At 71.0% G+C, this 19,501-nt stretch carries 20 protein-coding genes; 7 read left to right on the top strand and 13 right to left on the bottom strand.

The features are described from left to right. Window positions 1-332: alpha/beta fold hydrolase (locus H5J33_RS04735; RefSeq protein ID WP_399552766.1), on the top strand; the 332-nt coding region annotated here is incomplete at its 5' end. Between the two features lie 194 nt (window positions 333-526). On the opposite strand, the gene H5J33_RS37175 is transcribed toward H5J33_RS04735, so the two are convergent. From H5J33_RS37175 to H5J33_RS04720, 4 genes are all read right to left on the bottom strand, one after another. Next, a complete protein-coding gene (locus H5J33_RS37175; protein ID WP_258564874.1) occupies window positions 527-649 on the bottom strand; it encodes a hypothetical protein in 123 nt (40 codons plus the stop codon). Between the two features lie 307 nt (window positions 650-956). Then, a complete protein-coding gene (locus H5J33_RS04730) occupies window positions 957-1,523 on the bottom strand; it encodes a GNAT family N-acetyltransferase (protein ID WP_181793517.1) in 567 nt (188 codons plus the stop codon). Window positions 1,524-1,595: 72 nt separating this feature from the next. After that, window positions 1,596-2,231 (bottom strand): YceI family protein, encoded by a 636-nt coding sequence (locus tag H5J33_RS04725; protein ID WP_181793516.1) that lies wholly within the window; start codon window positions 2,229-2,231, stop codon window positions 1,596-1,598. A gap of 118 nt (window positions 2,232-2,349) precedes the next feature. Continuing rightward, on the bottom strand, window positions 2,350-3,264 hold the full coding sequence (locus tag H5J33_RS04720; RefSeq protein WP_181793515.1) for a YceI family protein: 915 nt from the start codon (window positions 3,262-3,264) through the stop codon (window positions 2,350-2,352). Window positions 3,265-3,758: 494 nt separating this feature from the next. On the opposite strand from H5J33_RS04720, the gene H5J33_RS04715 reads away from it, so the two are divergent. Then, complete coding sequence (locus tag H5J33_RS04715; protein WP_181793514.1) at window positions 3,759-5,675, top strand: hypothetical protein; 1,917 nt, start codon at window positions 3,759-3,761, stop codon at window positions 5,673-5,675. A gap of 269 nt (window positions 5,676-5,944) precedes the next feature. On the opposite strand, the gene H5J33_RS04710 is transcribed toward H5J33_RS04715, so the two are convergent. Then, complete coding sequence (locus tag H5J33_RS04710; protein WP_181793513.1) at window positions 5,945-6,091, bottom strand: hypothetical protein; 147 nt, start codon at window positions 6,089-6,091, stop codon at window positions 5,945-5,947. Window positions 6,092-6,261: 170 nt separating this feature from the next. Here H5J33_RS04710 and H5J33_RS04705 point away from each other — a divergent pair, with 170 nt between their 5' ends. From H5J33_RS04705 to H5J33_RS04695, 3 genes are all read left to right on the top strand, one after another. Next, window positions 6,262-8,580, top strand: a complete 2,319-nt coding sequence (locus H5J33_RS04705) for an ATP/GTP-binding protein (RefSeq protein WP_181793512.1) — start codon at window positions 6,262-6,264, stop codon at window positions 8,578-8,580. Window positions 8,581-9,015: 435 nt separating this feature from the next. Next, a complete protein-coding gene (locus H5J33_RS04700) occupies window positions 9,016-9,483 on the top strand; it encodes a hypothetical protein (protein ID WP_220211959.1) in 468 nt (155 codons plus the stop codon). Window positions 9,484-9,489: 6 nt separating this feature from the next. Then, complete coding sequence (locus H5J33_RS04695) at window positions 9,490-9,780, top strand: hypothetical protein (RefSeq protein WP_181793511.1); 291 nt, start codon at window positions 9,490-9,492, stop codon at window positions 9,778-9,780. A 144-nt stretch (window positions 9,781-9,924) separates the two neighbouring features. On the opposite strand, the gene H5J33_RS04690 is transcribed toward H5J33_RS04695, so the two are convergent. Next, window positions 9,925-10,341, bottom strand: a complete 417-nt coding sequence (locus tag H5J33_RS04690) for a CBS domain-containing protein (protein WP_181793510.1) — start codon at window positions 10,339-10,341, stop codon at window positions 9,925-9,927. Window positions 10,342-10,641: 300 nt separating this feature from the next. Here H5J33_RS04690 and H5J33_RS04685 point away from each other — a divergent pair, with 300 nt between their 5' ends. After that, window positions 10,642-11,151 (top strand): phosphatase PAP2 family protein, encoded by a 510-nt coding sequence (locus tag H5J33_RS04685; RefSeq protein ID WP_309485319.1) that lies wholly within the window; start codon window positions 10,642-10,644, stop codon window positions 11,149-11,151. Window positions 11,152-11,316: 165 nt separating this feature from the next. Here the strand turns inward: H5J33_RS04685 and H5J33_RS04680 are convergent, their stop codons facing one another. The 7 genes from H5J33_RS04680 to H5J33_RS38610 form a co-directional block, all read right to left on the bottom strand. Then, window positions 11,317-12,708: an MFS transporter gene (locus H5J33_RS04680; RefSeq protein ID WP_181793509.1), complete on the bottom strand. Its 1,392-nt coding sequence runs from the start codon at window positions 12,706-12,708 to the stop codon at window positions 11,317-11,319. Continuing rightward, on the bottom strand, window positions 12,705-13,856 hold the full coding sequence (locus tag H5J33_RS04675) for an LLM class flavin-dependent oxidoreductase (RefSeq protein ID WP_181793508.1): 1,152 nt from the start codon (window positions 13,854-13,856) through the stop codon (window positions 12,705-12,707). The genes H5J33_RS04680 and H5J33_RS04675 overlap by 4 nt, the downstream gene beginning before the upstream one ends. Before the next feature lie 158 nt (window positions 13,857-14,014). Beyond that, a complete protein-coding gene (locus tag H5J33_RS04670; RefSeq protein WP_181793507.1) occupies window positions 14,015-15,199 on the bottom strand; it encodes an SfnB family sulfur acquisition oxidoreductase in 1,185 nt (394 codons plus the stop codon). 5 nt (window positions 15,200-15,204) lie between these two features. Next, window positions 15,205-15,759, bottom strand: coding sequence for an NADPH-dependent FMN reductase (ssuE, locus tag H5J33_RS04665; RefSeq protein WP_181793506.1), 555 nt, complete (start codon window positions 15,757-15,759; stop codon window positions 15,205-15,207). A 59-nt stretch (window positions 15,760-15,818) separates the two neighbouring features. Beyond that, window positions 15,819-17,036: an acyl-CoA dehydrogenase family protein gene (locus H5J33_RS04660; protein WP_181793505.1), complete on the bottom strand. Its 1,218-nt coding sequence runs from the start codon at window positions 17,034-17,036 to the stop codon at window positions 15,819-15,821. 42 nt (window positions 17,037-17,078) lie between these two features. Next, window positions 17,079-18,200, bottom strand: a complete 1,122-nt coding sequence (sfnG, locus tag H5J33_RS04655) for a dimethylsulfone monooxygenase SfnG (protein ID WP_181793504.1) — start codon at window positions 18,198-18,200, stop codon at window positions 17,079-17,081. Between the two features lie 151 nt (window positions 18,201-18,351). Further along, complete coding sequence (locus tag H5J33_RS38610; protein WP_355726404.1) at window positions 18,352-18,429, bottom strand: putative leader peptide; 78 nt, start codon at window positions 18,427-18,429, stop codon at window positions 18,352-18,354. A 142-nt stretch (window positions 18,430-18,571) separates the two neighbouring features. Here H5J33_RS38610 and H5J33_RS04650 point away from each other — a divergent pair. Continuing rightward, on the top strand, window positions 18,572-19,501 hold a 930-nt coding region (locus tag H5J33_RS04650; RefSeq protein WP_181793503.1), incomplete at its 3' end, for a LysR family transcriptional regulator.

The following is a 19,501-nucleotide window of genomic DNA, read 5'->3' as shown; positions in this document are numbered from 1 at the left end:
GTGCGGCCGGCCTACGCGTCAGCGCGTGGTCCGGCTGCAGCCCTCTTTCTTGCTGCTACTCCATGCCCGGCGGCATCCGCGCGATGCTCGCCGTCTACCGGGCGATGCTCACCGACGCCGAACAGAACCGGCAGGCCGCACGGCACAAGCTGGACATCCCCGTCCTGGCGCTCGGCGGCGCCGCCTTCATCGGCGAGCGCAACGCATCCCAGGCACGGCTCGTGGCCCACCACGTCACCGGACACGTCTTCGACGCGGGCCACGACCTCGCGGAGGAGGTACCCGACGAGATGGCCGACGTGGTCCTGCCGTTCCTGGCAGCGCACCGGTAGCCGGCGTCCATCACCGGGCCGGGGAGACCCGACCGGACCGGAGGGCGCTCGTGTGCGATCCCGTTCGTGCCACACGTGAGGGGCCTCCGAGGCCCTCCCGCGTCCGGCGGCACATCGGCACGTCGGCACGACCGGATCGTGCTTCGACACTCTCGCGACGCAACCCACCGGCTCTCGACGGGTATCGGGTGGCATCAGGCCCGCACAGGGAAAGATACGTCCGCCCAGCCGACGCCGGCGGTGCCGAGCCCGACCCCGCTCAGGAGGGACAGCAGGAGCAGCAGCGCCAGGGAGAGGCCGAGCGGCAACACGGACATGCGAGTGGGGGCCGGACTTCGGCGCACCTAAGGGCCTTTCGAACGGGCCGCCTGCTGGACGTCGAGCATGAACGAGCACGCCCGCTTCGGCGGAGTGGTGCCCGAGGCCGCGCGCCATGCCCGCCTGTCCGCGCCTGGTGTCGGTGCTGGACCAGGCCGGGCTGCCGGTACCGTCCCACCGGAGAGCCCGTGCCGACCTGGTCGCGAGCATGCTGCGGGCGTTGCAGAGGCGGCGGTACGTCCGCACGGCCGTGGCCGTCATCACCCCGGTTCGCCTCGCCTCGCACCCGGCACCGGCCGCGCGACCTCAGCGCTGCCGCTCCCACTGGTGCCTGGTGATCTCGTACCGTACGCCGCCATGCTCGGAGCCCTCGACCATCTCCATGTCGGAGGGAGTGGGGATGGTGTCCGCGAGTGACATGTCGAGCTTCTCCATGATGTTGCGCGAACCGCGGTTCACGGACATCGTCTCGGCCCGGACCATGCGTACACCGAGCTCCGTGAACGCCTTGGTCAGCAAGGCCCGTGAGCCCTCGGTGGCATAGCCCTTGCCCCAAGCCGCCCGCCGCAGCCGGTAGCCGAGTTCGACTTCGTCGAGTGGGCCCTCCGGCTCGGGAGACAGGATGAACCAGCCTATGAACGCGCCGCCGTCCTTCTCGTACGCGGCGAACAGTCCGAGGTCGCCGCCCCACTTCTCGTAGCCGGCGAGGATGTTCGGCATATGGCGCTCGCGGACGATCTCCGGCGGGGTGGCACTGCCGCCGGTCAGATAGCGCATCACCGCCGGGTCGCTGTCCAGCTCGATCAGCAGGTCCGCGTCATCGGCAGTGAAGCGGCGCAGGGTGAGACGCTCGGTCTCCAGGTAGGTGTCCACGAGCCGATCATGCCTGGAGCAAGCCGAGCGGCCCACCGCCTTTCCTGCGACTGCAAGCGCTGCCGACGCCGCCTACGACGTCAACCGGATCGCGGAGATGTCGAACTGCAGCCGGACCTTCTCGCTCACCATGGTGCCCCCTGCCTTGAGACGCTGGTTGTAGACCAGGCCCCACTCGGTGCGGTCGATGGTGGTGGTGCCGTCGAAGCCGACCCGCTCGAAGCCGAATGGGTCCAGAACCGAGCCGAGGTAGTCGAGTTGCAGGTCGACGGGCCGGGTGACGTCACGGATGGTCAGGTCCCCGGTCATCCGGAAGGTCTCTCCGCCTTCGTGGACGGTGGAGGTGCTGTGGAAGGTCATTTCCGGGTAGCGGCGCGCGTCGAAGAAGTCGGCACCGATGATGTGCGCGTCCCTTTGCTCCACGCCCGTGTCGACGCTGGCGACCCGGATGACGAGGTCGGCCCGCGACTCGGAGGGCTGGGCTCCGTCGAAGTACAACGTGCTGTCGTAATCGGTGAAAGCCCCCCGGACCGTCGTGACCATGGCGTGCCGTACGGAGAATCCGATGTGGCTGTGCGGGCGGTCGATCGTCCATCGCCCGGTCAGGGCTTGAAGTGCCGGATCGAGCGCGACACCCTGGGACGTGACCCCCGCGAGAGCCGGGGCCGGCTCGCTGACGGCGGTCTGGCGTCTGCCGAAGATACCCATGATCGTGAGCCCTTTCCCATCCGAGTGCTCTGTGCTGCCAAGGTGTCGCCGGGGCGCTGCCCCGATCGGTGCCCCCGCCCGAGGGGGATGCGGTCGATGGTGAACCCGCTACGCCGCGTCAATTCGGTGGCGTGGGTGTGTCGTGGGTGCGGTACATGGCCTGTACGTCCAGCTCCAGTTGGACGGTCGGCCCGACGACGGCGATGCCGCGGGCGAGCATGGAGCGCCAGTTGAGGGTGAAGTCCTCCCGATGGAGTTCGGCCTTCGCGAGGGCCGCGCAGCGCAGTTCCTGTTCGTAGCCGCCGTTGATCGAACCGAGGTAGTTGGTGTCGAGGCTGACGGAGCGGCTGGTGCCGTGCATGGTGAGGGTGCCGTGCAAGGTCCACTTGGAGCCGCCGACGTGGGCGAACCGGGTGCTGGTGAAGTCGATGTACGGATAGCGTTCGACGTCCAGGAAGTCGGCCGAACGCAGGTGGTTGTCACGGGTGTTGTTGCCCGTGTTGACACTGGAGGCGTCGATGCGCACCGCCACCTGTGAGTCGGCCATGTTCGGGGCGATGCGGATGCTGCCCTGGAAGCGGGTGAACCGCCCGTGGACATGGGCCATGCCGACGTGCTTGGCGATGAACCGGATCGCGGTGTGCGGAGGGTCGAACAGCCAGGTACCGGCCGTCGGGAGTTCCAGCTGGCGGGCGGGCTGGAGCGCGACTTGTGCGGTGGGCCGGGCCACCCCGGCCACGATGTCGAGGTTCTCGCGGGCGGGTGACAGGCCCTCGGCCACGATCATCACGCTGTAGGAGCCGGGGGGCAGCGTGGCTATGAAGTAGCCGTGGGGGTCCGTGGCGCCACGCGTCGCGATCCGGTGGCTGTCCAGCGCGGTCACGGTGACCTCGGCTCCGCCCATGGGCTGCCCCATGGGATCGAGCACCTCGAAGCCGAACGCCCCGGCGCCGGGCGGCAGCGGGACCGAGATGCTCGACACGGCACCGGAGGCACCACGGGAACGCCGACGACGGAGCAGCCCGAGAGCCATGGAGTTCACCCTTCTTCCCCTGCGCCTCGGTCACGCGACTCGCTCGGAGTTCTTGCATTCCCGGTCGCCAAGAAACGTCGACGACAGGAGGACGGACGCAAAGCCAGTAGTTCGCCGACGATCATAAAGCGCTCCGCGAGTAGGTCACTCGAGCCGGCGTCGACGCTGCTCAACCTGCTTGGGGGCGGGTGGGAGGTCCCATATCGGTACATCGGCCGGCCATATCGCCACACCTCGCTTCGTTGCTTTGCGGCAATGCTGTGGTGAAGGGCACGGAAAAGAGCCCGGATATTCACAACCGATCTGCGGTTTCATCACGGGCCTGACACAGAACTCGCCGCGCTGCCGTCCTTCCACGGGGCGGTGAGGAGGAGGCGCTGCCAGACGCCGACGAGTATCTCGCTTGCACGTCCCACCGGGTCCGGCCGTCCCGCTGTCAGACCCCTGTGATGCACTGTTGCCGATCAGGAGAACAATCACCGGGGGAGGCCGTGATGGGGTCGTACGACGCACCCAACGAGGAGGTCCACAGGGCGGCGGTCGCCGCGGTCGACCTGTTGCGTCGCCTGGCCGGCGAAGAGAGCGAGGTCGACCCGCCGCTGCCCGGCGATGCCGACGTCGTGTGCTTCCTGGGGCGTACTCCCGCCGACCGGTACCCCCGGTCCGTCGGCCGTCCCGACTGGCTGGCCGAGGCCTGGCTCCGCTGCGGGCTGGCGGCGGACGCCCAGGTGCTCCGCCCGCATCCTCCGGCCGACGGCGGCGAGGCACTCGAACGGTTGCGGGACGACGTGGCGGCCGGCCCGCTCGCCGCCGACCGCCGCTGGCCCAACGTCCGCCGGCTGTCGGCGGCCTACGAGGCCGGGACGCTCGCGGTGAAGGACGTCGTCGAGGCGTACCCGGCGCGCTGGACGATGCCGATCGGCGCGCAGTTCGAGCGCAGCCGGGCGCGCCGTGCCTTCGAACGCGAGGTGCGCAGCCACCTCACGGCCCCGCTGGGGACCGATCCGGCCTCCTGGCTCAAGCTGCTCACCACCGTCGACGCCCTGTGCCGGCCCGGCGGAACGGGCCCTGACGCCCTGCTCGGCTGGCCCGCGCTGGTGCGACGCTGCGCGGACACCGTGGCGGTCGCGCCCGCCCGCCTGCTGCCCGAGCAGCAGCTGACGGGACAGAAGACGGCGGACCGGTTGCTGCGCGCCCAGTGGTGGTGGCCGACGGGCGAGGTGCTCCTGCGGTGCGAGGCCGGGATCCTGGACGCCCTGATGCCGGAACTGCCGCCCGGTACGGGCACGTTGCTGGCGCAGTATGTGCTCGCCCTCCGCCGCGGTACGCCCAGGGCGGTCCTGGAGCACCTCCTGCGCAGCCGGGACCGGGAGGCCCTGCTCGTGCTCGCTCGTGGTGCCGACCTGACCCGGGGCACCGCGCTGCGGCTGCTGGCCTGCGGCGATCCGGAGATCCACCTCGCCGTCCTGGACCTCCACTTCCACGTGGGCCCGGAGGAGCGCCGCGCGGCCCTCGCCGACCCGTCGGTGCCGCTCGCGCCGCACGTCGACCGCATCCCGTGGAACGCGCTCCCCGACTGCCTGCACGCCGCCGAGCCGGAACTCGTCGAGGCGGCGTTCGCCAGCGGCCACCGGTCGAAGTTCGGCATGCCCGAGCAGCTCACGGGCTGCCTCAACCTGCTGCGGCACGCGGGCCCGGCCCGGCTGGCGGCGCTGCTCGACACCGGGGTCGTGAGCCCCGCGGCCACCCGCGTCTGCCGGAAGGCGCTGAGCTCCGCCGACCCGCTCACGGCCCTCGGTGCCCGGGTGGACAAGGAGCTGACCACCCAGAGGCTCTCCTCGCGCCTGCGCCGTCTCGGTCCGCAGGCCGGCGCGGCCGCCGCCGACCGGTTGATGCAGCTCTTCCCGGACCCCGACTGGGACCATCTGGAAGCGGAGCACGCCCGTGAGCCGTTCCGGTACTGGTCACAGATGGTCAACCGCCCCGCCACGCCATCCGGCGTCGTGGCCCGCCACCTCGACGCGGTACGCCGCGACCACCGCAGGCATCGGTCGTACGTGCGGACGTGGATCACGGACCGGGGCACACCGCGGGGCCTGCTGGACTTCAGCACCGACCAGGACACCGGGCAACTCGACGAACTGCTCGCGGAGGGGGTCGTGACGTCCGAGGACCTGCTGCGGCGCGTGGATCAGGGCCCGTGCGTACTGCGCCTCCTCGGTGACGCCCGGTGCCGGCCGGACGCTCCCCCGCAGATCGGGGAGACGGTGGAGAAGCTCAGGACCCTGGTCCGCACCCACCTGCCGGCGACGGACGACGGCGCCTGGCAGCGGCTGTACGGGCGGCTGGCGGGCCGCGACCCGCGTCGTCCCGAGCGCGGCACGATCGAGGAGCTGCTGACCGCCGCGTAGGTGATGCCGACCGTGGGCGCGGCCGCCGGCGCGCATCTCAGAGCAACGCTCGCGGGCGCGGGGACGACGCACGGACAGGGCCCGAGCCCATTGGACGACATCGGCAACGTGGGCGTCTTCCGCGGTCTCGACGTTGGCAAGAGCGCCCATTCCCGGACCCCCTGGTGGCCGGTGGGATCCCCCTCCAACGGCAGCGGGCGGCGGAACCCCTCGGCCTCGCAGACGCCACGACATGGTGTCAGCCGTTGTCACACCTTGGAATCGGTCATCTAGCCGCCGCGCAGCCACCACACCAGCAGACTCACGGCACCCGAACCGGCGGCCCCCGCGGCGCCGAGTGCCGCCTGACGAGCGAGGCGGCGCCAGAAGGCGGCGCGGGGGGCTCGTGGCCGCCCGGTCTCGTCGACGATGCTCATGTTCCGTCCTCTCGCTCATGCTGGGTTCCGGTCCCATCGTGGCCGCGGCGAGCCGGCCGAAGAGCGTTGCGGGTGTTGCCGCCCGAAGTGGCACCAACGCGGGGTATTGCCACTTCGGGCGGCAACAGCTTTGGGGTCCAGCGGTGTTGGGAAGCCGCGATACTGGCGGAATGTACGAAGGACACGTACGCACCCCTGGCGAGCCGGCCGTGGCCGCCCCGGTCCGGCCGGTCACGCTGGCCCCTCTGAAGGAGGACCTGCCCCCGGAGAAGCGGGCGCTGGCGGAGGATCTGCGCCAGGTCTTCCTGCTCCTCGGAGTCGGCGTGCGGCGCTATGCGGCCCGCCGGTTCCTCGATCCGGCTTCGGTGAGCCGCTACCTCAACGGCGGGCGGGTCCCGCCGTGGGACTTCGTCGCCGGGGTCATCGCGGACGTCCAGGACATGCAGGCCCCCCTCACCCCCGAGGCAGAGGCGGCGCTGCGGGATCTGCACCGGGCGGCGCTCAAGAGCAACCGGCACAGCAGCGAGGTGCAGGAGCTCCAGGACCAGCTGGCCGAGGCGGACGAGGAGACCCGTCGTATCACCACGCGGCAGCGCGCCCTGGAGGAGGCGCTGCTGGACCGGGAGGGCCGCTTGGCCCAGGTACGGAGCCGGTGCCGGAAGCTGGAGACACAGCTGGAAGCGCAACGGGGCGAGATGGAGCTGTGGCAGGGCGAGTACGCCCGCCTCCAGGAGGAGAGTGGCGATCTCCAGGAGCAGGTCGTGTACCTCCAGGAGGCGTTGGCCGTCACTCGTGCCGAACTGATCGCCGCCGAGGACCGCTGCCACCGGCTGGAGGCCCGGCTCGAAACCCTCCAGGAGGTGTCCGGGTCCGGGCGTGAGGACGATGAGCCGCTCTCGATCATGGTGATGTTGGAGGAGGCCGACCGCAGGTCCTCGGTGCCGGAGCTGGTGCGCGCCGTGGGCGATCTGGAACTGCGCACCCGTAAGGCCATGGCGGGTGAGCTGGTGCGGTCGGCTACCCAGTCCCGAACCGTCGAGGAGGTGACCGGGCTCCTGTGCGCGCTGCGGCAGGCAGGGTTCGACGCGCACGCGCGCACCGCGCTGCCCGCCATGGTGATGGCACGCTCGATCGGCGACACCAGCGCCCTGGCCCGGGAACTGTTCCGGGAGGGTCTGGAGGACTACGTGGTGACCCTCGTCCAGGCATCGGTCAAATTCCACCAGCCCGAAGACCTGGCCGACTTCGCCCTGGGGCTGCACCGGACCGGCCTGCCCGGACACGCCGAGAGCCTCTTAGGGGCAGCGGCCGTGGTCCGTCCGATCCCCGACCTGGTGTCGGTGACGCTCACCCTGGCCGGCGGCGAACTCGACGACGCGGTGGCCGCTGCCATGCGCGTCGCTGCCGCTCAGCGCGCTGTTGCCGATCTGGTGACACTGAGCATCACGCTGCGTGACAGGAACCTGGTCCGGCAGGCCGATGCCCTGCAGCGGGCGGCGGCGGCCGAACGGTCCGCAGCGGACGTCGCCGAGTTCATACGGTCCCTGACCCAGCACGGTCTCGGGCCGGACGCCGAGACCGTCTTCGCCGAGACGCAGGCCCGCAGCGTCGGCCATCTGATCCCACTCGTCCAGGTGCTGCGAGACCGCCGCGCCTGGTCGGTGCTGTCCCGGGCCGCGCAGCGCCGTCCCGTCGACGACATCGCCATCCTGATCAGCGAGCTGTACCTGACAGGACGTGACCAGTTCGCGGCGGACCTGCTGCTCCTGGTCGTGCGGACGAGAACGGCGGATCAGATCGCCCAGTTGCTGCTCAATCTGGACAGCACGGGCCCGGGCGCGGACTCACTGCTGAGGACCGTGGCCCATGTCCTGGCGCCGATGGAAGCCGCGGCACTGCTGACCCAGCTCGAACACCACGGTCTGACCGAGCCCGCCGAGACCGTCTTCCGGTGCATGCTGGACGGTGAACTCGTCGGCCAGGCCGCTCTGTTCCTCACGGCCCTCGCCCAGTCGGCGTCGCGGTACGCCGGCCAGGATTTCCTGTGCCGGCTCGCCGGCGATCTGGATCTCGCCCCGCTGACGTCCCTGCTCCTGGCCCTCGAGGCCGCCGGGCTCACCGGCTCCCTCGACGCGGTCGTCCGCACCAGGTACACCGACTGCCCGGTCCTCGATGTCGCCCTGCTGGCCAAACAGCTCCCGGCGGGCGGCAGCGCGCGCGAGGAAGGGGTGCTGGGATGTGTCCTCGGATACGTGATCCACGCGCGCTCGCTCGCCGATCAGGCGGCCCTGGTCAGCGCCCTCCAGTCCGCGGGTCTCTACGTGGTCGCGGAACGGCTTGCCACCGAGGCCCTGCGGACACACGGGCGACGCTTCGGAAACGCGCTGACCCGGGAACGGACCAAACACGAGCAGAAGGTCCTCTCCCGCTCGTTCTGGCTCCCCGACCGCCCCGGCCCCCACTCGCACTCCAGACACAAGCGCGAGTAGGTGTCGCCGCGGCCGGCCCGGGACACCGCCAAAGCCCTCGAGCGGCCTGGTGTCGGGCACCGGCCCCGCGGCAGGCCGGCGATCGCGGGTCTACTCACGGCTGGGCGGCACGAGCGGGTGCGCGCACCCAGGTGCCGTCGGCATGACCGGAGGCGCTCGTTACAGCAGTGCGTCGTGGTTGGTGTTGTTGCCCGCGAACGCTCCAAGGGAGCCGTAGCACCTGTGGCCGGACATGGGAAGCGCCGCGGCCGAGAAGGCATCCGGCACCCCGGCGAGGACGCCCTCGGTGGTGGGCCACTGCCTTGAGAGGTCGTCAAGTCGCGGACACGGACGGATCTTCGTTGACCGTCATGTGACCCGACGGCAGGATTGAGCCTGGCCTCCCTGCGTCAACCGACCAAGACGGCAGGGTTCATGTCTTCCACTGGGGGAAACATGCGTTCGCTCATCCGCCGACGCGGCACCGTGGCCGCGACCGTGATCGCCGCCGTGTGCGCGTTCGGTGCCGCGCCCTCACCCGCACAGGCGGCAACCAACCCCCACCCCATCGACTGGTCCGTCTACTCGACGCACATCGGCCCCGACGGAGAGGACGTCCCGCTGCGCGTCGGGCAGAAGGACGCCGGCGGGATCGACGGGTTCGGCAAGCGCCACATCGAGTCCGGTCACGACGGCCAGATCTCGAGCTGGTCGAACATGAAGCAGGACATCGACAAGACGCTGGACCGGGGGAAGTGTGCGCCCAGCGGCAGTAAGAGCACTTGCAAGCTGGACAGCCACACCTTCCGGAACCCCAACGCAAGTGGCATGAAAGTGGTGTTCACGGAGCGAGTGGACTCGCGCTCGAAGGATCACCGTCCTGTCGGCGTCATTACCGCGTACTACTACAATTGCGGGTGCTAGGAGCGAATGACGAAGATCACGGAGTACAGGGCGTATCTCGAGGAATTTCACGCCGAGGTCCTCGAAGGGCTGAGGCCGGCACTCGCCGAGCATGCCGCCTCTCTGAGTGATCTCACGTACTCGGAGGACGACGACGGGATCTGGGCCAAGGCCGTTGTGCACCTTCCCGGCCGGAAGGACCCTTGGGTGCGTCGACGACTGATCATCCCGGCCCAAGGACCCGACAAGGACGCCTGGCTGGCAGGAACCATCTTCTCTTCGGCGCTCACCGAGGAGTTGGACAGACGTCGTACCTGACCGTCCCCTGACCCGCCGCGAGCGGGGGTGGCTCGGGAGAGAAGAGCCGGAGCCGGCGGCCCGGGTGGGCCGCCGGCTCCGGCACTCCTTCAACGCGCCGGTGCGCGCTGCCTCGTGACGGGGAGCCTCGCGCTCGCGTTCCTGTCAGTCGGTGGACAGCGCTGCGAGGAGGTCACCGACCTTCGGGTCGGGAAGGACGCGGGCGACATCGGCCTGCGCGACGATGCCGACCAGGCGGTGACCGTCGATCACGGGCAGGCGGCGGACCTTGTGCGAGGTCATGGTGCGCAGGACCTCCTCGGCGTCGTCGTCGGCTCCGATGGTGACCGCCTCGCCCTGCGCGAGGTCGCCGGCCGTGACCCGAGCGGGGTCCTTGCCGACGCCGAGCACCTTTACCACGATGTCGCGGTCGGTCAGCATGCCCTTGAGCTTGTCGTCGGTCCCACAGACCGGCAGCGCGCCCACCCCGCACTCGGTCATCTTCTTCGCCGCGTCGAGCACCGTTTCCTCGGCACCGACGCACTCGGCGCCTTCCGTCATGATCTCGCGAGCCGTCGTCATCCGAGCATCCTTCCTGATCGTGTGGTGAACCTTCCCGTCCCGGCGCCGGCCGGCGGGCCCGGGCGGGAAGACGTGTGCCCCGTCCGCGAAGCCGGTAACGCGTTCGGCGCCGGACGGTCGCGCCTGGCAGATGACCGCACACGCCGATCTTGGGTACCGAGAGTGCATGAGGTTGCTCGAGACAGTGCGTGACGTGGACCTGAAGCTCACGAGACAGGCCGCATCCCGACACCGCGTCCACTGACCGCAGCGCTGTCGGCGGTCGAAGAGGCGGCGCAAGGCACGAAGCTGTGGTGCGGTGTGGCCGCCGCGCTGGCCTGGCTGGGCGGCCGGCCCGGCCGCAGAGCGGGAGCCGCGGGCCTGGCGGCCGTCGCGGTGGCGCAGTTGGTGTCCAACGGCATGTGCAAGCCGTTGGCCGGCCGTCCCCGGCCGCCCAAGGGCTGGATTCCCCACGACGAGGTCGAGGACCGGCCCGACTCGTCGTCGTTTCCCTCCGGGCACACGGCTGCCGCCGTGGCGTTCGCGGCGGCAGTCGTACCGAGGTGGCCCCTGGTCGGCGCCCTGTGCGCGGTCCCTGCCGCGGTGGTCGCCGTGGAGCGGGTGCAGAGCGGCGCCCACTACCCCAGCGATGTCGCCGCCGGGGCAGTCATCGGTCTGGGCGCGGCCTGGTTCACCCGGCGGTCTCCGCGCCTGCCGCGCCGACGCCGTTCCGGGCCGCTTCCCGAGTGCTCGTACGGGTGGGCGCACCACGTGCTCATGAAGCCGGGTCTCATCCCGCGCGGCCGGGGCGGCACCCGTACTCGCCGCTGAGCGGCCCGCTCGCGTTCCCCCTGACCGCGAAGGGCTCGTCCAGAACTCCGCAACGCCTGATCACCTGGCCGGCCAACGCCCCGACGCCTCGTCGCCGCGCCCGCAGCCCACCGCGCGGAGCACGGTACGGAAACAGGAACGTAGGCCGGTTCGGGCCCCGCCTGCTCACCCGCGGACGGCGGCCGTGGGTTCGCGGGAGGGCACGGGCGGCTCTCCGGTGGCCACGTGCAGGTCCTCGTCCCGCAGCCGGCCGGCCGCCCATACGCTCACCAGCCCCGTCAGCGCGAGGTAGCCGCAGGCCCACCAGGGGCTCCCCGAGCCGAAGGCCAGCAGGGCGGTCATGATCAGTGGAGTGACGCCGGAGGCGAAGACGCCGGACACCTGGTAGACGAAGGACATGCCCGTGTACCGCACGGGTGTGGCGAACAGAGCGGCGAACAGTGTGCCCTGGGCGCCGTAGAACCAGGCGTGCACGATGCCCAGTGTCACGATGAGGGTCGCGGCGAAGGCCGGGGTCCCTCCCGTGCCGAACAGCCAGAACGCCGGGAAGACCGAGACGGCGAAGGCGGCCATGCCCGCGCGGTACGTCCGGCGGGCTCCGCGGCGGTCGACCATGGTCCCGGTCAGCGGTATCAGGGCGGCCATCACGAGCGCCGCGGCCGTGACCGCGAGCAGCACCGGGGTACGGTCCAGGCCCAGCGTCCCGGTCGCGTACGCGAGGGCGAAGACGCCCCAGGTGTTGAAGGCGGCTCCCTCTCCCCACCGTGCCAGCATCCCGAGCAGGAGGTGCCGGCGCGCGGCGGGCTCGCGCAGCAGTTCCACCAACGGAGCCGGGCGGGAGGGTTCCCGCAGCCGCCGTGCGGCACGGAAGGCCGGTGTCTCCTCGATCCTCAGCCGTACGGTCAGTCCGACGACGACGAGGACGAGGCTGACCAGGAAGGCGATCCGCCATCCGTAGTCGAGGAACGCCGCTTCGCCGAGCACGTCGTTCAGCAGCGCGAACACTCCGGTACCCAGCGCCAGCCCGAGGGCCAGCCCGACCTGCGGGTAGCTGCCGAACCGGCCCTTGCCGCCCGTGGGCCCGTACTCCACGGCCAGCAGGACCGCCCCGGCCCATTCCCCGCCGAGTGCCACGCCTTGGGCGACACGCAGCACCAGGAGCGACGCCGGAGCGAGGACGCCGGCCTGCTCATAGGTGGGCAGCGCGCCGATGAGGGCGGTGGAGACGCCCATCAGGCCCATGGTGGAGGCCAGGGTGTGCTTGCGGCCGGTCCGGTCACCGACGTGGCCGAAGAGCAGGCCGCCCACGGGACGGGCGACGAAGCCCACGGCGAACGTGGCGAACGACAGCATCGTGCCCACGGTGCCGTCGGCCGTGGGAAAGAACAGTTTGCCGAAGACCAGTCCCGCGGCAGTGCTGTACAGGAAGAAGTCGTACCACTCCACGGTGGTGCCCAGCAGGCTGGCCAGCACGACCGTCTTCAGTCCGCGCGGACCGGAGGGGCCCGGCCCGTGTGCGCGGACCCGGGCCCGCGGGGACGCGTGCGCCGCGCTCATCGGGCGGCGAACGGGACGATGCCGGCCTCGACGGTGCGCGGTCCTGCCGGATGCCGCCACAGACCGCGCTTCTCCAGTACGGGCAGAACACCCTCCCCGAACCAGTACGCCTCCTCCAGGTGCGGCACCCCGGACAGCACGAACTCCTCGATGCCGAGCCGGTGGTACTCCTCGATCAGGTCGGCGACCTCCGTGTGGCTGCCGACCAGTGCCGTGCCCGCGCCGCCGCGGACGAGGCCGATGCCCGCCCACAGGTTCGGGTAGATCTCCAGACCCCCGGTGTCGCCGCTGTTGTGCAGCTCGCGCATTCGCCGCTGCCCCTCGGACTCGCTGGTCGCCAGGCCTCGCTGCACCTCCTTGATGCGTGCGGGGTCCATGGCCTTGAGCAGCCGCTCCGCCTCGGCCCACGCCTGCGCCGACGTGTCCCGGCTGATGGTGTGCAGTCGGATGCCGAAGCGCACCCGCCGGCCGTGCGCGGCGGCCAGCGAGCGTACCCAGTCGATCTTCTGCTTCACCTGCTGCGGCGGTTCGCCCCAGGTCAGGTACACGTCCGCGTACCGCGCCGCCACCTCGCCGGCCGCGGGCGAGGATCCGCCGAAGTAGATCCGCGGAGCGGGCTCGGGCAGCCGGCTCAGCCTGGCGCCCTCGATCCGCAGATGCTCGCCGTGGTGGTCGACCGTCTCGCCCGCCCACAGCCGCCGCACGATGTCGAGGAACTCCCCGGTGCGGGCGTACCGCTGGTCCTTGTCGAGGAAGTCGCCGTAAGCGCGCTGTTCGGCGGATTCGCCGCCGGTGACCACGTTCAGCAGCAGCCGCCCGTGCGACTGCCGCTGGTAGGTCGCGGCCATCTGCGCCGACAGCGTCGGGCCGATCTGCCCGGGCCGGAAGGCCACCAGGAACTTCAGCCGGTCGGTCACCTGCGTCAGCATGGCCGTGGTCACCCACGCGTCCTCGCACCACGCGCCCGTCGGGGTGAGCGCCCCGACGAAGCCGAGCTGCTCGGCGGTGCGGGCGATCTGGCCGAGGTATGCGATGGAGGCCGGGCGGTCCCCTGCGGCGGTGCCGGGGGCGGACCCGTGGCCGCCGCCGACGACGTACCGGCTGTCACCGGTCGTGGGCAGGAACCAATGGAAGGTGAGGGCAGACATGAGAACTCCGAAACGGGTACCGGGAACGGCGGCCGGGCATGCCGGGCTTGCGCCGTACGGGGAGGCGGGCGAGGAGTGCGGGCCCGGTGGTCCCGCGGGCGCCGAGGGCCTCGCGGGTGGCGTCGGCGCCTGTTCGCGACCGGAGCCGCACGCGGCTCCTACAGCAGGCCGTGGCGCGGTGGTCTGGTGCCGTTGAGCACGTACCGTCCGATGTGCTGGACCTTCCAGCGCGTCGGGTCGTGCAGGGTGTGGGTACGGGCGTCGCGCCAGTACCGGTGCAGGTTCAGCGAGCGGAGCGCCGCGCGGGTGCCCGCCACTTCGAACAGGGCGCTGGAGACCTCGACCGCGGCCTGCGCCGCCACCACCTTGGCGGCGGCGACCGCGATGGACGCCTCGGCCGCGGAGTCGTCGGTGAGGTCGTCGCGGGCCGCGTCGACGGTGCGGGCGGCCTCCCGCAGCAGCGCCTCGGCGGCTCTGACCCGGAGGGCGAGTTCACCGAACCGCTGGATGAGCAGCGGGTCGTCGGCGGCGGCCTCGACCCCGCTCTCGAACCAGGGCCTGCTCTTCGTCCGTACGAACGCGGCTGCCTCGGCGAGGGCGCTCTCGGCGATGCCCGTGTCGATGGCCGCGTGCAGCAACTGGGCGAACGCGCCGTGCAGTTGTGGACCCCGGAAGGTGAGATGGTGGGGCAGGACCCGGTCGGCGGGCACGGTGACGTCCGCGAGGTGCACGGTGCCGCTGGCAGTGGTCCGCTGGCCCATCCCGTCCCAGTCGTCGACGACGCCGAGGCCGGGAGCGTCCCGCGGAACGTACGCCGCGTGCAGGGTGTCGTCCTCGGCGCGGGCCAGCACGGGGATCCAGTGGGCGAACAGGGCGCCGGTGCAGTAGTGCTTGACGCCGTTGAGCAGGTACGAGCCGTCGGGACGGCGCCGCAGCCGGGTGCGGATGTCCTGGACGTGCCTGGTGCCGGCCTCCGACTGGGCGTTGCCGAGGCGACGCCCGGCGAGCAGTTCGGCGAAGAAGAACTTCTGCTGCTCGGGCGTGCCGTGGCGGCGGATGACGTTGACGTACACGAAGTGGCTCTGCGGGATCTGGGCGATACTGCCGTCCGCCGACCCGAGCAGGCGGAAGATCTCCGCGAGCGTCCCGGTGCGGACGTCCGCTCCCCCGTGGTCGGCGGGTACGGTGACGGCCAGGAGACCGGAGGCGGACAGCCGGTCCAGTTCCTGGAGGGGCAGCCGGCGTTCCGCGTCGCGCCGGGAGGCGCGCGCCCGGAACTCCTCGGCCAGCTCCGCGGCGACCGCGAGGGCTTCGGCGTCGTCGGCGATCACATGGGCGGTCATGGTGGTCAGCCCGCCGCGGCCAGGAGCGGGGCCCGGCCGAGTGCGGCCGAGAACTGGTCGATCACCCGGGTCAATGCCTCGCCTGCGGCCGAGGCGACGCCGAGGGAGCCGTCGTCGTGCACCGTGAGGTCCTGTTCCAGGGTGAACCATCCCTGGACGATGTGCGAGGCCCCCATGGAGTTCAGGACCGGGCGCAGCGCGTAGTCGATGGCCAGGACGTGGGCCGTGCTGCCGCCGGTGGCCAGCGGCAGCACGGTCTTGCCGCTCAGGGCGTGCTGCGGCAGCAGGTCGAGAAGCGCCTTGAGTACCCCGGAGTACGCGGCCTTGTAGACCGGTGAGCCGACCACGACGCCGTCTGCGCGGGCGAACAGTTCCGTCACCTCGAGGATGGCCGGGTGCCGGAAGTCGGCGCCGAGCAGGGCCTCGGCGGGGATCGTACGGACGTCGAGGGGGACCACCTGGTGGCCGTGGGCGAGGAGCCGCTGGTCCAGGTGGCGCAGCAGGCGGTTGGTGCGGGAGGAGACGGAGGGGCTGCCGGAGACGGACAGAACGGTGGCCATGGGGTTCTCTTTCGGGCGGAGGGGCGCCCCGCTCCTGGGGCGCCCCGTCGGTGCGGCGGTCAGGAGTACCAGGTGGGTTCGGGGAGCTCTCCCTCCAGGACCCAGCGGCCGACCTCGCGCCGCTTGTAGGCGACCGGGTCGTGCAGGGTGTGGGTGCGGACGTTGCGCCAGAAGCGGTCCAGTCCCTCGGCGCTCGCCGTGGAGCGGGCGCCGGTGACCTCGAAGATGCGGCTGGTGATCTCCAGGGCGACGTCGGTGGCGCGTGACTTGGCGGCGGCCACCCGTACCTCGAAGTCGCCTCGGGCCTGCTCGGTCACCGCGTCGGGGTCGTCGTGCAGCGTCTGCCCCTCGGCGGCGACCGCGTCGGCGAGCGCCTCGACCGCCCAGAGTTTGGCGGTGAGATCACCGTAGGTGTCGATGACGTAGGGCTCGTCGACCGCGCGCTCGTGGCCGCCGTGCAGCCAGGAGCGCGACTTGGTACGGGTGTACGTGGCGGCCGTCTCCAGGGCGCCGCCCGCGACCCCGAGGTAGAGGTTGACGAAGACGAGCTGGATGGTGGGCACGTTGAGGGTGTTGTACACGCGCGGCCGGAACCGCTTGTCCACGTAGCCGGCCGCCGAGGACCACGGCGTGCGGACGCCGTCGAGGGTGACGCTGCCGCTCTCGGTGAGCCGCTGGCCGATGTTGTCCCAGTCGCCGTGGAAGGTCAGGCCCTCGCTGTCGGAGGGCACGATGGCGAAGACGTGGCGGTCGGTGCCTTCGAAGACGCCTTCGAGGACGGTGACATCGGAGACCCTGCTGCCGGTGGAGAAGGACTTGCGGCCGGTGAAGACCAGTTCGTCGCCGTCCTCGGTGACGGTCACGTCCTTGTCGCGCGGGTTCACCGCGCCGCCGAAGAACCAGCGGTTGCGCGCGGCCTCGGCCTCGACGTGCTCCCACTGTTCGCGGGTGCCGACCAGGCGGGCGGCCCAGTTCCAGAGGTAGTGGTAGCCGAGGAGCTGGCCGATGGAGCCGTCGGCCTTGGCCACCTCGCGGACGACCCGGTAGGCCGTGCGCCAGTCCTGTCCCGCGCCGCCGTGCTCCACGGGGCCGAGCAGGGTGACCAGGCCGGAGTCCTTCAGCAGTCGCACTTCGGCGTACGGGGTGGCGCCGGCCCGGTCGCGCTCGGCGGCGTCGGTGGCGAGTACGGCGGCCACCTCGGTGGCGCGGGTGATCCAGTCCGCAGCGGTGCGCGGGGCGGGGCGGGTGGTCCAGTCGGGGGATGTGGCAGTGCTCATGCGGGGGTGCCTCTTTCACGGTGCGGTGCGGAAGGTGGGGGGTCAGGCGTGAGCGGGGACGGACTCGTCCTCGGCGCCGGAGAGCCGGGTCTCCAGTTCCCGGACGAGGGGCAGTACGCGCGTGCCGAAGTACTCGACCTCCTCGTGGTAGTGCAGGAAGCCGAGCAGGAAGAGGTCGACGCCGAGTTTCCTGTAGGCGACGATGCGCTCGGCGATCTGCTCGGGGGTGCCGATGAGGCCTGTCCGGAAGCCGTCGTTGTACTGAACGAGGTCCTCGAAAGAGGAGTCCTGCCACATGCCCTTGCCGTCGGTGGTGGACTGGCCGGCCTGCTTGACCGCGGTGCCGAAGCCCTCGACGGCCTCGGTGTCGGCCCGGGCGACGATCTCACGCAGGGTCTCGCGGGCCTCGCGCTCGGTGTCGCGGGCGATGAGGAAGCCGTTGAGGCCGAACCTCGGCGCGGTGCGCCCCGTCGCGGCCGCGGACGCGCGGACGTCGTCGATCTGCTCGACCACTCCGTCGAAGTCCTTGCCGTTGGAGAAGTACCAGTCGGACACCCGGCCCGCCATGCGCCGGGCGGCAGTGGAGTTGCCGCCCTGGAAGATCTCCGGGTGCGGCCGGCCGGTGCCGCGCAGGGGCTTGGGTTTGAGGGAGAAGCCGCGCAACCGGTAGAAGTCACCGGCCAGTTCGGCACGGTCCTCGGTCCAGATGCGGCGCAGCGCGGTGATGAACTCCTCGGAACGCCGGTACCGTTCGTCATGCTCGAGCCAGGGTTCGCCGAGGGCGGTGAACTCGTCCTTGAACCAGCCGCTGACCACATTGACGGCGAAGCGGCCGTTGGACAGATGGTCCGCGGTGGCGCCGAGCTTGGCCAGGACGCCGGGGTGCCAGAGTCCCGGGTGGACGGCGGCGATGACCTTCAGGCGCTGGGTGGCCAGCAGCAGGGCCAGGCTGAAACTCGTGGACTCGTGCTGGTACTCGGCACCGTAGCTCGCCATGTAGCGGACCTGGGTGAGGGCGTACTCGAAGCCGTTGTTCTCGGCGAGTACGGCGAGTTCGCGATTGTAGTCGTACCCCCAGTCGGTGCGTTGCTCGATCGTGCTGGTGACCAGTCCCCCGCTGACATTGGGAACCCAATAGGCGAACTTGACGGGCTGTGCGGGCATGCAGAACTCCTGTTGCGGAATGTGCGGTGTTTCCCTCACGCCGAATTCCCACGGCGTGCCGGAACGCCGAATTCAGGCGGTGTGGTGAATACGCGGCACGCGGCCGTGCTTCGACGGGCGTGGCGTGGGAGAAGGGCGGCCGATCTGCGAGTCAGGCCGCGGTGCGACAGGAGGCGCTGGAAACGCGGGCGAGGTCGACATGGCGTCGCCGCGTGAGGTCCAGTCGCATCTTCATGCCGACGATGCTGGCAGCAGCCGGGTGAAGCAGTCAAGGTAAACCCGACCGGTTTCGCATCGCGGACCGCTGGAATTCACGAAGGTGTGACAGGAAAACCCTTGAACGCGTCCCGGGACACGGCGCACTCTGGGGTGTGCGAACGGAACAGCTGGAGTACATAGCGGCCGTCGTCCGGCTCGGTTCGCTGCGCCGGGCCGCCGAGGAACTGCGCCTGTCCCAGCCGGCTCTGAGCGAGACCGTGCGCAACCTGGAACGGGAGCTCGGAGTCGACCTGCTGGAGCGCAAGCGGACCGGGGCCACCATGAGTGCCGCGGGCAGGGAACTGCTCCCCCACGTCCTCGGTGTGCTGGAGGCGGTCGACCGGCTCAGGGCCGCGGCGGGCGAGCAGCACCGCATCAGCCGGATGGTGCGCGTCGGCACGGTCAACGCGGCGACGGTACCGCTGCTCATTCCGGCCGTGCGTGCCTTTCGCGCCACCCACCCCGTCACCCAGGTGGAGGTGGTCGGCGCGCAGCAGTCGGACATACACCGGACCCTGTCGGAGGGCGGTTTCGACCTCGGTCTGGTCAATCATCTGGAGGGGGACGACATACCCGCCGACTTCGAGTCCACCGAGCTGCTGCGCGGCCGGCCCGTGGTGTGTGTCCGGCCGGACAGCCCACTCGCCTCCCGCCCGGTGGTGACGGTGGAGGAACTGCTCACCGAGCCGTTGATCGCGATGCGCACCGGGTATGTGATGCACCGTTATGTGCACCGGCTGCTGGATGGTCGTACGGCGTCCTTCTCGTACTCGACCGACGGTGCGGAGATGGGCAAGCTGATGGTCGCCGAGGGTCTGGGGGTGACGGTGCTGCCGGACTTCAGCGTGTGCGGGGATCCGCTGGAGCGGCAGGGACTGATCACGCACCGGCCGATCGCCGCGGACGCGCCCCGGGTACTGCTGATGCTGCAACGCCGCAAGGCGGAGTCGGAGCCGCAGGCGGCCCGGGACCTGCACGAGGTGTTCGTGCGCACGGCCCGGGAACTGGGCGGTACGCTCACCGGCGGCTGCCCTCGGCCGGCC

It is taken from the genome of Streptomyces sp. WELS2, from assembly GCF_013870595.1.
In the GTDB taxonomy this organism is placed as follows: Bacteria; Actinomycetota; Actinomycetes; order Streptomycetales; family Streptomycetaceae; genus Streptomyces.
This window is presented reverse-complemented; position numbering and strand designations above follow the sequence as displayed.